Source organism: Lysinibacillus odysseyi 34hs-1 = NBRC 100172, from assembly GCF_001591965.1.
Lineage (GTDB): Bacteria > Bacillota > Bacilli > Bacillales_A > Planococcaceae > Lysinibacillus_B > Lysinibacillus_B odysseyi.
The window spans coordinates 1-12,586 of record NZ_BCVX01000002.1; the positions used below are offsets into that span (position 1 = coordinate 1).

14 protein-coding genes are annotated in these 12,586 nt (G+C 41.7%); all 14 read right to left on the bottom strand.

What is annotated here, in order from left to right; genetic code table 11:
* On the bottom strand, positions 1-4,598 hold a 4,598-nt coding region (locus BOD01S_RS02780), incomplete at its 3' end, for a phage tail tape measure protein (RefSeq protein WP_063180268.1).
* Positions 4,599-4,652: 54 nt separating this feature from the next.
* The gene (locus BOD01S_RS22805) at positions 4,653-4,790 is read right to left on the bottom strand and encodes a hypothetical protein (protein WP_156116996.1); all 138 of its coding nucleotides are present in this window, start codon (positions 4,788-4,790) and stop codon (positions 4,653-4,655) included.
* A gap of 74 nt (positions 4,791-4,864) precedes the next feature.
* Positions 4,865-5,191, bottom strand: a complete 327-nt coding sequence (locus tag BOD01S_RS02785) for a hypothetical protein (RefSeq protein WP_036150379.1) — start codon at positions 5,189-5,191, stop codon at positions 4,865-4,867.
* Between the two features lie 23 nt (positions 5,192-5,214).
* Entirely contained in the window at positions 5,215-5,787 is a 573-nt protein-coding gene (locus tag BOD01S_RS02790) for a major tail protein (RefSeq protein WP_036150378.1), read from the bottom strand.
* An 11-nt stretch (positions 5,788-5,798) separates the two neighbouring features.
* Positions 5,799-6,119, bottom strand: a complete 321-nt coding sequence (locus BOD01S_RS02795) for a hypothetical protein (protein ID WP_036150377.1) — start codon at positions 6,117-6,119, stop codon at positions 5,799-5,801.
* Positions 6,116-6,463, bottom strand: coding sequence for an HK97 gp10 family phage protein (locus BOD01S_RS02800; RefSeq protein WP_036150387.1), 348 nt, complete (start codon positions 6,461-6,463; stop codon positions 6,116-6,118). Before BOD01S_RS02800 ends, BOD01S_RS02795 begins: the two co-directional genes overlap by 4 nt.
* A gap of 9 nt (positions 6,464-6,472) precedes the next feature.
* Positions 6,473-6,838, bottom strand: a complete 366-nt coding sequence (locus BOD01S_RS02805) for a phage head closure protein (protein ID WP_036150375.1) — start codon at positions 6,836-6,838, stop codon at positions 6,473-6,475.
* On the bottom strand, positions 6,825-7,139 hold the full coding sequence (locus tag BOD01S_RS02810; RefSeq protein WP_036150373.1) for a hypothetical protein: 315 nt from the start codon (positions 7,137-7,139) through the stop codon (positions 6,825-6,827). The genes BOD01S_RS02805 and BOD01S_RS02810 overlap by 14 nt, the downstream gene beginning before the upstream one ends.
* 5 nt (positions 7,140-7,144) lie before the next feature.
* Positions 7,145-7,339, bottom strand: coding sequence for a hypothetical protein (locus tag BOD01S_RS02815; RefSeq protein ID WP_036150371.1), 195 nt, complete (start codon positions 7,337-7,339; stop codon positions 7,145-7,147).
* 36 nt (positions 7,340-7,375) lie between these two features.
* The gene (locus BOD01S_RS02820) at positions 7,376-8,533 is read right to left on the bottom strand and encodes a phage major capsid protein (protein ID WP_036150368.1); all 1,158 of its coding nucleotides are present in this window, start codon (positions 8,531-8,533) and stop codon (positions 7,376-7,378) included.
* A gap of 26 nt (positions 8,534-8,559) precedes the next feature.
* Entirely contained in the window at positions 8,560-9,267 is a 708-nt protein-coding gene (locus BOD01S_RS02825; protein WP_052124675.1) for a head maturation protease, ClpP-related, read from the bottom strand.
* The gene (locus BOD01S_RS02830) at positions 9,264-10,403 is read right to left on the bottom strand and encodes a phage portal protein (RefSeq protein WP_036150366.1); all 1,140 of its coding nucleotides are present in this window, start codon (positions 10,401-10,403) and stop codon (positions 9,264-9,266) included. The genes BOD01S_RS02825 and BOD01S_RS02830 overlap by 4 nt, the downstream gene beginning before the upstream one ends.
* 22 nt (positions 10,404-10,425) lie before the next feature.
* Entirely contained in the window at positions 10,426-12,141 is a 1,716-nt protein-coding gene (locus tag BOD01S_RS02835) for a terminase large subunit domain-containing protein (RefSeq protein ID WP_036150364.1), read from the bottom strand.
* Complete coding sequence (locus BOD01S_RS02840) at positions 12,138-12,473, bottom strand: hypothetical protein (RefSeq protein WP_036150363.1); 336 nt, start codon at positions 12,471-12,473, stop codon at positions 12,138-12,140. The genes BOD01S_RS02835 and BOD01S_RS02840 overlap by 4 nt, the downstream gene beginning before the upstream one ends.
* Positions 12,474-12,586: the final 113 nt, after the last annotated feature.

Here is a 12,586-nt window from a genome sequence, read left to right on the forward strand (position 1 = left end):
ATACCTTTGATTAAGCCCTCATTGATATTGACACCGAACCCCATTGTGACACGGGAAGGAGAATGAATATCAAGCGCTGATGCAATGGTACGCGCAATATTATCCGCGATTTCTTGTGCCTTGGCATATAATGCAGAAGCTGTGGAGGACAGACCTTCAAGTAGTCCGAGTCCGGCATCGACACCAATCTGTTTCAATGAAGAAAGCTCCGTTTTCGTACCCTCGGTAACACCTTTAATCTTCGCTGCCCAATCGTTCTGTAGCTTGGATAGCTCGGCATTAGCCGTCTTACGTAATTCATCAATTTTAGCTTGTGTATCAGTTTTCATGCCAATCAATTCTGTTTCGGCTTGCGTACGAGCTAATTGCGCCTTTTCTTGATACAAGGCACTGTATTGTGTTAACTGTTCATCTGTTAACTGATTTAATGCCATTAACTCTGGAAGAGCCTTTACACCTAAATCGGATAGTTCAGCAAGTAAATCAGCGTCAATATTCCGACTGGCCAACTTCGCAAACTCTTCTTGCCACTGTTTGAAACCATCTACTTGAGATTGCAGATTGCTTAACAGCTCCGCACCGCTTGCTTTGACCTCCACAGAGAAGGCAGAGAATGTATCAGCGAAGCTTGCTAAAGAAGATGCCCGTTTTGATACCGCGTCCTCGTAGGCCTTTGTTAATTCATTTTCCTGTTTAATTAAGTCTTCGTTGATAGTATTGATCTTGTCTGTGTAAGTCTTGTTGATGGAAACTATTTCATCATTTAAAGCCTGCAATGCAGTTTTATATTCCTTTTGAGCTGCAATACGCTGATCATTGGAACCTTCAAACAACGATAAAGACTGTTCCCATACCAAGACTTCATCCTTCATGGAAAGTTGGTCCAGTGACTTCTTATCGCTGATAAACGATTTAATGCTTCCTAACAAATCTTTATATTTATTTTCGATTTCCTTCTTTTCATTTACTGCCAGCTTTGAACGGTCAGATGCAGCCTTTTCCTCCAGCTTCAAAATGCTCTCTGCTGCCTGGCTACGTAGTTTGTGAATCTTCGCAATTTCTTCACTCGTTAAAGCACGTTTCTTACTAGCAGCTGTCTTCTGGATCTTGGCAATATCCTCATTAGCTTTTTCATTTGTACTTCGAATGGCTTTTGCCAAGTCCTGATCAATTTTCACAGCTTGGTCTTTAAAAGACTTTTTCACTGCCAGAATGCCATCTGTAACACTTTGCATCACTTGCTGATTGAGCTGTTCGGTGGATTTGATACCATTAGCAAGACCAATACCAACCCATTCGCCCAGTTCCATCATGACACGTGATGGAGAGTGAATGCCTAAAATATCTTTTGCCCACTCGGGAATTAAACCAGCTAATTCTTCGACTTTTTTCTTTACGCCATCAAACTTATTGCTGATGCCTGTAATTAGACCGTTAACGATGTCCTTACCGATTTGAAGTAGATTGATACCTTTTAAGAAAGCTTGCGCTTCTCCCCACTTACTTTCTATTTTCTGTTTGACTTCCGCCATTTTTGTCTGGACAGTTTTCACTTTATCTGAAAAGAATTTGCCCACTGAAGAAACCATATTACCAACCGATTTGACAGTATCATTATAAGCGTTTGTCCAATCACGCTTAATGGCCGCGCCGGTATCTTTCATCTTCTTGATAGTGTCATCTTTCATGACTTGCCATTTAGATTTCACTTCACCTGTTGTCCAATTTACTTGTTCAACATGTTCGCCAGCTTGAGCCTTTGCTTCAGCGACTACATTAGTGTGCATTTCTTCGGCTGACTTTATTGTTTCATCCCGGGTTCTTTTAGCTTCAGTAATCATTAGTTGCGCTTGTTCTTCAGTGATTGCTCCGGTTTCATCACGTTGTTGCATAATAATTTTCAGGGCTTCTTCATACTGCTTTTGTGCTTCAGCAACCGTCTCATCTTTTTGTTTAACAGAATTTTTTACAACTTCAGCCGCTTGCAAAGCTGTAATTTCAGATGCTTCCTGTTTAAGACTTTCTAATATCACTTTTTGCTCTTCAGCAGATTCAGACATATGCACAATGGCAGCTTCTTTCATTTGAGCATTAATACGGTCTAATTCTGCTTGTTCTGCTAAAGTTACTTCCCGTCTTTCGTTTGTTGCAGTTTGTACAATTTCATTAGCTCTAGCCATTCCATCTGCAATTACTTGCTGTCTATTTTGGTGGTACGTTTGCATCTTCGCTATCGCTTCCGCTTCCTGCGCATCTGATAAAACAGAACTTTGAGCATAGAAACTTTGAAGTTGTGTTAACTGTTCTGCGTGATCTGACTGCATTTCTGCTAATACTTGACCACCCATATTTTTATAGATCTCAGTAATCTTATTTGCCATATCCTGTGTTACCGCTTGCCCTGACCAATTCATTTGGTTTAACGCTACCGTAGCCTGATTTGATAAGTCTAAAAAACTTAAAACCGCTTCGGACGTTTCTTCAGATACTGCATCACCAAAAGACTTTACACCTTCGACAGCCGGACTAAAAGCGTCTTGTATAGTTTTAATCGCACTCGTTACAGCTACGATTGGAGCAAACAACCCTGTAATTGCACCTTGTAACACTGGGGAAAGGTTTTTAAACTCATCCCATTTGGTGTAAAGGATGGCTACACTCCCTACAAACGCAGCGATTATACCGATTGCGATGCCTACTGGACCAGCTATGGCCGCAATAGCTGCGCCAAACCCTCCTGCCGCGAGTCCTCCGCTGGTAAACAATCCGATGATTCCGCTAATAGACGAAATTAGACTGCCTGCAACCATAATTAGAGGCCCTATAGCACTGGCAATGGCTCCTATAGCCACCGTCACCCCTTGCATAGTTGGCGTTAAATCACTAAACCATTTAGCCACGCCCTCCACAGTTGAAATGACTTTAGGAAGCCATTCTTCGGCTAAATCCAATAAGATTTTCCCTAACGGTTCCAAGGAAGCCGCTGCTGTGCGAGTAAACGATTCCCAACGTTGACCAAAGGTTTGTTCCTGCGCTTGAGCTAATGCATCCATTGCTCCTTTTGCGCCTTCCAGACCTTCACGCGTGTTAAGCATTGCGTACATGGCTTTTGCTTCGAGGTCTTCCCATTTGGTTCCGAATAAACCGACTCCAATGTTATTAGCAGCAACCTGGTCATCCATGGCTTCTAATTCAGGGACAACGGCAGCCGCTACATCAGCAACCGTTCCTTTACCATTTAAGAAGTCCTTCCACACTTGTTGCGTGCTCTTTGAAAGTTCCTTCATTGAATCGGTTGTAGATTTTGAACCATCTTTAACACGGATTTGAAATTCTTTCATGACGTCATTGATATAATCAAGGTTATATACGCCAGCTTCACTGCCTCTTTGAAGGATTCCAAAGTATTCTTCAGCAGAGTACCCCATGTTAGCGAATAACGGCCCGTATTCGGCCAAGTTATCGAACATCTCATTCGAGAAGTTGAGGCCACTTTGAGCACCCTTTGCCATCAAATCAAACGCTTCATCAGCAGATAAACCGAAGTTAACCATTAAGTTATTTCCGGCCCGTGTAACTTCATTGACATCTGATTCGAATGTTTTAGCAAGGGCTATAGAGTCCCTTGTGACCTTTTCGATCTCACTGCCATCGATTCGCTTCATGTTTTGCTTAACGCGAATTAGGCCGCTGGAAACGTCTTCGAGTGACTCTCCGAAGCCATCCTTCCACACGGTTTTTGCTGTGTCTTCAAGCGCCTCGGCTTCTTCCTTGGTTCCCCCTAATGCCGCCTGAATTTGACCGGCAGCATTATCGAATTGAGCCGCTGATAATCCAGCCGCTGCTCCTAACGCCACAACACCTGCAGCCGCCGCTTTAGCGCCATCTCCTAGATCGTCCATTCCTTTACCTAACTGATTGACGGAACCTGTTGCCTGTTCGGCATCTAGCCTTAAACGTGCAAGGTCTTGCCGGATTTCATCAATGGGAGCCCCGTTATCAGCATTTCGTAATGCGTTTCGGAATTCTTCTAAATCCTGCCCCGCTCCGAGAGATGCTCGGCCGATTTGATTAAGGGCTCGCTCCAATTGGTCAGCTGAAGCACTACCATCACGGATAGCGTTGGTTAAACGGGTACCGAGACGCGCCGAGAAGTCATCCACAGTTGTTCCAGTAGAAAGGAAGAACGTTTCTAAATGTCGTGTATTTTGAGCCAATCGGTCCTGCTCAGATTGCACACCGCTTAATTCCGATTGGAAACGCGATAGCTGCCCCTCTGTTTGAGCTAGTTCACGTTGGAATGCCCGATACTGTTCTGCACCGATTTCCCCACGGTCGAATTGAGCCTGCACTTGTGATTGGGCCTGACGTAGAGTATCAAGCTTTTGCGATGTTTGTTGAATGGACTGTGTAAGCAATTCCTGCTTTTGTCTAACCAATTCTGCGTTACCTGGATCAAACTTTAAAGCACGCTCGACCTCTTTTAATTCCTTCTGCAAATCTTTACTTTCTCGGTTAACGTTAGACAACGCCTGCTCTAATCCAGTCGTATTTCCATTGATTTCTATTGTGATTCCACGAATATTACCGTTTGCCATTTCTTCACCACACGTTTCTATATAAAATAAAAAGCCCGCAAAAATATGCGAGCTTTAGAAGCTGTCGAAATCGGCTTGAGAAGCCTTCCGGACAGCTTTTTTCTTTTTCTTCGGATTTTTCATTTCGAAATATTCATCGATGTGATCCAGGACCATGCCCATTGTCATTGAATCCAAATCTTCATGATCCAATCTTGCTTCCTTACATAAAACAAGGTACGTTTCAGTGGAGATGCCTTCCCCGCTGTCCGTCCCCTGCTTTTGCCCTATTTTTTTTTAGATGAAATGGTTAGTGCAATTAACTCTTGCAGTTGTGGCACTAAATCCATGATTGGGAAGACATCGAAGCTATCTAACCAAGTCATTGGGTCTTTGATATCTGAATTGGCTGTTTTAGCGAATGTCCAGGCAATATCGTAAAAGACATCAAAGTCAATCTTCCGGATATCTTCTTCTTTCATTTCTTTTGTAATGCCCATCTTAAATAGATCAGCGAATAAATCGCGTCCGAATTGCATTTTATATCGTTTTGGAATAGCGCCAGTAGACTTAAACGCTACATCCTTACCGTCAATATTGATTGTGATTTCCATTTACTTGCCCTCCACAGGTTAGATTAAGGTGTTGGCGTTACCTCTGGAACGAATACCGATGTGTACCATGCATTGTAAACAGCTGCATCCGTCTCAGCGGTAGTTGAATTTTTTACAATTCCTTCTGCTGTCGGAGCCGCAACAAATGATAACTCCTGCGTACCCGGCTCAGTCGTATCCGTTTTTGTTTCCCCAGACATACCAGGACGTGATACCGTAACGTTATATAGAGCATGTCGAGTAGCTTTAACATCACCATCAAATTCGAATAATAGTGCAATTTTTTTGACTTTGGCATTAGCTGTTTCAGTTAACACACCTTCAGCACTCAAAATATCGCCTAACACGTCTACACGGAATGATTGAATCAAATTAGCAACTGTCAGTGTGCCTTCGTAGCCGCTATTTGTGGAAGTCGTGTAATACACACGGTCATCAGCATAGAAATCTGATTGCTCACCTTTTGGATCTAAATTTAATGCCGTAGCTCCCGGGAACGGTACTGGCTTTGTATAAGTTAATGTACCGTCTGCCCCCTCTGTTGCTACCGCATAATGAACGTTTTTAATACCAAACTGCACTTTATTTTCTGCCATAATATAGCCTCCTAATTGATTAATTTTGTTGAAAATGTGCATTTAAAAACTCCCTCGTCTTCGATGAATATTTCATCATAAGACCAAGGGAGTTCGTTTTCTTTTAACATATCTTTGATTTTCTTCTCAGCCGCTAAATTTTTAGTAGCTGAATATAACTCAATATCTACATAAGTCGATTCTGTAAGGACCGTATTATCTGCTGCAAAGGTATCGCCACTAACGACCAGGTAACAAATGAAAGGTAATGGCTGGCCGCTTTTAAAATGTGAGTATGCTGTAGGATAGATGGCGTTCAGCTTCTGCGCCAATTGAGGCAAAGTTAATGTCATTGCTGCGCCGCCTCCTCTACCTTCCGAATAAATTCGTCAACGACAAACTCTTCGACAGGCTTAATGTGGACGACAGCCGGTACCCGACCGCCTCCTACTTTGGCATGCCCCTTCTCCAGTAGATGAGTGAGCTGGTAATGCTTCGAATTATGCAGAATCCATTTGGTACCTACCTTTTTCTTCGTCCAGCTGCTGGCATACTTCCCGTAACGTTTAGGACTGGCCGCCTTTAACCTTTGCACACCTTCATCCGCTACCTCTTCAGCTGCCCTTTCGATATCGCTGTTTAATGCGCTTGAATACCGTTGCAATTGACGTGTGATTTCAGATGCCAGGTTATTAATATTTGTCATCTATCCACGCCCTTCCGCTACGATCGTTACAGTGGCATTCATATCATCATCGTTAATAGCACTTTTCACATCATAGCTAACGCCATTTTGTACAACTTCAAATGTTGTATGTTCATCATTAATAAAGCCATCTAATGACTTCGCATACTTTACAACGAAACGTTTTTCGACTTTCGTTTGCTCTCTTCCGGCCTCCATCAGTTCGCTACCTTTTAGCGTTTTGATCATCGCCCAATAGCTTCCATAGTCCTCAAATGTTTCGGTTTCTTGTAATAGCTCATCTGTAGTTAAAGTGCGTTTACGAAGTAAAATCCTATGGCGATACAAACCGGTATGATTGTTTTCATTGTATTTAAATTGCTTCATTGCCTTCGCCCTCCACAGATGAGGAAGAGGATTCAAGCGCCTTGGCGATGCTCAGATTATTAATCTGTGTAAGGAAATTCGTATGGAAGTATTCAAGCGCATCATTGTAAACATACCGGGAACGCTCAAATACAAGCTCCTTAAACCGTCCGCTAGTGTTTATATCATAATCACCGCAAACGTCCCGTAAGTCCTCTAAAGAGGCTTTTAAGATGCGTCTTAAATTGTCATCCTCATCATCGCCAAGCCGCATACGCAGTTTAAATTCCTCGATAATTTCCTGTGTAATTGGTTCGACCATCTAGATCACTCCTTGTCTTTAGGAGCTGCTACTTCCTCGATGAAAATTTGCTCGTACTTATTTTTCTTCGTCGACAATTCTTCCAGTCGCGCTTTAGTCGCTTTCGAACCTTCTTTCGGATAAGAATCACCGACCTCGTACACATGACCATCATGCTTTGTCTCTTTGAACCGTCTTACCACTTTGTATTCAACAGCCATTTATATCCCTCCTATAAATAATGAAGACCCCTTAAATTAAGGAGTCGGCACCGAAGTGTTGAATTGGATATTTAGATTGTAAAGAAGTGCTGTTTTATTGTCTTTTGGCTTGCCGTTAGCAAACTGTTTGATTGTATAAAGCATTGCATCCTCAATCGCCAGAGTTTGATCAAATTTATTTAATTTGTAACCGCCAGCGATTGCTGCTAGATAAGAACCTTTTACAAAGAATAACGCTTTCCCTTCTGGGATTTCTTCCGATTCGACAACTTGAATGTTGTATGGAAGCGCAGTAACCCATTGGCCGTTAGCTGTTTGAATAGTATTACGAGCCTGTACTGAAATGGCATCCGCTGGGTTAACAAGCATTACTACTCGATTTAAAACCTTACGTGCTTTATCTTTTGCATCCTTCGATAAAGCCTTGATTACATCGTGTAATTCACCCGCAACCGTTTGACCGTACTCAGAAGGGGCGAATGTTAAAGTGCCTTGTGAAGTTTTCTCAGTTACCGCACCATTTTCCGCTACATCCTTCATCAAGCCTATAGGTTCATTTTGAGATGGTCCACGACCGTTTACTAACCCGTACTCTAAACCGACAGAGTAAGATTCAACCAGCAATGTGCGTACATAACGCTCAACCCATTCAGGTCCCAAATCCAACATATCTTTCGGGATAACTGCGAAGGCAGTGAGTTTTAACTGACCGATTTGTTCTTCTCGGAATGCAGCAGATACTTGCCCTTTAATTTCACCGAATAAAGCACCCCATGCGTATGCCTTTGTAGCATCCGAATAAATATAGCGAGTCACCGCGCCTAAATCCTTCAATCCAATCACATCAAGTAACGGATGCTCTGCTACTAAATCCTCAAATACTCGCTCCTGTGTAGTTACTGGCAAAATGGAGTCTTCAGCAAAACCACCGCTAACAGTTACAGCATTAAAGAATTTACGCTCCTCAGAAGTTAAAACATTTTGACCACGAGCCGCTAAAATCTGTGCATCATGCACTTCATTGCGAGCTTCTGTTGTAATTTGTTCAGTTAGATCCGTTTGCAAAGCAGCAAACATATCGTTAAAGGCGCCTTCTAATTGTTCTGGCGATGAATTTTCTGCCTTTACCAAATCCATATACGCTTGCTTTTTAGCATTAAAGTTATCCATTGTACCTTTTAGTTTCATAGTCATTCAAATGACCCTCCTGTTTTTAAGTATTAAAAAAAGAACCCTTTACGACGAGCAGCAACTTTTTGCACTGGCTCTTTAGGTTCCTCTTTCGATTCATTTAATTTTGTTTGTAGATCAGCTACTTGAGTCTTCAAGCTATTGATTTCATTTAACAACTTCTCATTACCTTCCACAGTTGATGAAGTGGTAGTAAGGGAGTTATTAAATTCTTGTGCTTTATTTGAGAACATTTCTGACTCAACTTCTTCTGCTTGACCATCGATAATTTCATCGATAAAGCCGTACTCTTTAGCAACTTTAGCTGACATATATTTTTCTTCATCAAGTAATTGTTTAACCGTTTCTTCATCCACACGATGCGTATATGATGCCAAAACGGATTCGCCGATACTTTCCAAGTCTTCCGCTACTTTGCGTAACTGCTTTGCATTACCTGCTGCATAAGTCCAAGCGTGGTGTATCATTAATTGTGTGTTTGAATACATTTTCACTACATCAGCTCCCATAGCCATAATAGAGCAGGCGCTTGCAGCAATACCTGTAACGATAACTGTCACTGTGCCTTTGTGAGCTCGCAATGTATTCATAATGTCAATCCCAAGAAAAACATCTCCACCGTAAGAGTTAACTTCAAGCGTAATATCCTCATCTTCTTTTACATTACGCATTTTATAATTGAAGTCGTAAATAGTTGAGTTCCAACTGGTGATATCACCTTTAATTTTATGTTTCATCCTTTCTCACCTCCTTCAGTTGCGTCTGCCGACTGATAGTTTTTCGTAATAACAAACTCATCAAGCGTCGGATTATCTGACCTTTCAGCACCAAACAATTCCCTCACCTCATTTCGTGTAAATGCCCCGGAAGCAACAAGCTTATCGACCGCTTCTGCATTGTCGATGATGTCCTTTTCCTTCACGCCTTTTACTTCGATTTTAGAGCCGTTTAAGAAGGCTTGCTTATCGATTAATTTAGCGTTCAACTCATCCTCAATCTTTTTGACCAAGGGCGATACGCAGAACTTGATATAGGCTTTAATAGCTGATTCATATTCGGCCATCTCTCCATGTACAAGGCTCGTAGGAATGCCCAGAATGTGCGCTACATCATCCACCAAGTCCCGTTTGAGTTTAGCTAGTTCCTCCACAGATTTACCGTTGCTGTCGCCTTTTGCGACCTCGTTATACTCGAAACCTTTGGAGGTTGGCACAATCGCTATTGAATTACTTCGGAAGGCCGCAAACAGCCTATCGATTAAGTCTTGTAGTTTTGTCCGTTTATCATCATCCAACGCCTGGTTCGAATCGACACTTACGGTACCGCGAATCTGATTGTTACGCTTGCTCACCTCTAGCATTCGACTAAAAAGATCCGCATAATCTGCAAACATACCGTCCATGAAACTGGATAGCTTCTCGTTGTTGTAAGTCATGTAAATGACTTCGTCCATCCGAAAACTTCGCTTAAAGGTGTAATCCTTCACGGTGACATCCCGGAATACATCTGGATAAACGGCAAATTCATCTCGAGTAAAGCTGTCTGCAATGAGCAAGTCGTTATTGTCACCCAGGACTACTAAAACCTCATTGTCATAAATGAGCCTGTACACATAATCCTGCCAAAAGTCTGCAGCTGATTGATCTGTGTTAGGCCGAACGTTGAGAAGGTAATGCCAGTCGTCGAATTGACGCTTTCCATTCTTCATCATTCGGAAATCAGATTGACTTACGGTTCGACCAATGAAGTTTATACAGGTTTCCATAGCCATTCTCTTCAGATATGCCCGGTGAGATGTCTCATAGGTTAAATCCAAATCAAACATCCATTCCAGTTCGCTATTACGTTTAAGTACATCACTTAACCATCCCATTTTCTTTTTGTTCACCCCCTCTCTAGAAATTTAAGGCGCTCAAGAAGTCGAGGGATGCTGATATATCGTGTTCCTCTAAATCCCTAGATGCCCAGACCCCGTATAAAAACATCATGAAACCGTCTGTCTTACGTTTGACAGCTTCCTTTTTGCGATACAGCTTATTTCCTTTGCTATCGATAACAACAAGCACATTATTGCTGTACCATCGCATCATCGGATTGTCGCCCCAGATTATTCGCTCATCATCAAATGCCAACTCAATTTTAGGAGCAAGTAAAGCCGAAGCTGCATCTGGATTTCGAATGGTTTCAACTTCGAATCCTTCTGCCTCAAAAAGAGGACGTAAAATTTCCATTCGGAAATTATCGCCCACAATTTTTTTGATATTCCAGCCTTCATTGCGCCGGTCAACAAACCATCCAACAACAATGTAGGGGTCCATTGAATTTTTATCTAACACTTTCAATAAGCCTTCTTCTTCCCATTCACGAATTGGCGCAAATTTACGATGGTCCTTTTTGTTATTACCTTCTGCTTTCGGAGTACTGTAAGCGTAATGCTTGTCAGCAAAAGGTTTACAAATGAATGAGTAGGATAATTCTCTTGGAATGATGAAATAATCATTTTTCACAAAAAGCAGTCCACACGCGACAAAATCTCGAATGGAAGCATAGTCCACTGATCCAATGCATTCGCGTTTTTTCAATTCAGCTAAATCGTAGCCCTGATTAGTAGCTACTATCTTTTTCCATGAAGCCACCGATTTTTCTAAATTAACCTTCGGCAAATTCATCCGTTTGGTAATAAAGTTTTCGTATCCGGATGAATCATTTTTCAACTTGTTATACTGCTTCAAAACTTTCTTGAAAAGTGTTTTTGCATAGCTGCTTAATGGAGGATGAAACATTGGATTGGCCTTTTGCCACATGTTTGTATCGTGCATTTCCTCTTCATCATCGATGCAGCACATAAACGGAAACAGTGAATCTTCTTTCACGGACACTTCGCGTTTTAAAATGCTTATTGCACGTTCCTTCAATCGATCGATGAAACCGTCACGCACAAACCCATCTGTGCCAATAAAAAATTCCCGACTGTCTCTTACCTTACCGAGACCACCTGAGAATACATCTACTACATCGTTATTTTCATATTCATGCACTTCATCATAAACTACGCAGCCATCACGCAACCCATCTTTCGTACTGGCGTTAGACGTATGGAATTGAAAGATTGCTTTTGTATCAACCGATTCAATAACAGCCTTCTGATGTTTGAAGTAGCCTTTCAAATCATCGTTCATATCAATTGCATTATAAACTTCCGTGAACGATGTTTTTGCCTGCTTCTCACTGTTGGCTACAATCGATACGTTATAAAAATCGATTCCATGAAGCTCGCTAATAAAATAATTCACAAGCGCTGATACAAAACCATTCTTACCAGCACCACGAGCCATATAAATAAAGAATTCATCAAACACCAAATCGTCAGTGTCCTTATATCGCAGAAAGATAAAGCATGTTAAAAACTTCTGGAATGGTGCCAACGGGAAATACCACTTCTCAGCAAAACGAATGAAGTTTTCAATCTGTTCACTATCGAAATAAATATCCTGCATCGTTAGAATATCTTGCTCTAACCATTCGATAAGTAATATACGTTCTTTGTTAAGGATGATTTCTCCATCGCGCCACATTTGAATATAATTCTGAATGTAATTATAGGTAATCAAATTAAACTACCACGCTTTGGTTCGCCTTCCACAGTTGAGGGGGCAGCAGGAGCAGGCGTCGCTTTTAATTTGAATTTAATCGATTTCTCGAGCGCGATTTTTTGAGCATTGATTTTCATCTTCTCATTCATACTTGGATGACTCTTAATGAATTTCTGTGAGCCATTTTCGATGGTGATACTCACTCCGTCACGATCAATCACTTCATCGCATGCTGCATCTAATTCATGCAGGCGAATCAAATCATTTACCTTCTTCACTTCCAGCAGATCTTCTGTATCGATACGTGCCAGTAATTGTTTTTTTAATTCCTCGAAATTCTCTTTTTCCATGTAACCCCTCCCCCCTCTCACCCCTAATGTGAAGGATTTATTTTTCGTATATTTTCAGAGAGTTGAGCCCCGCACCGTTCCCCAACTTTAGAAAAAAAGTTGAAATCCTGAAG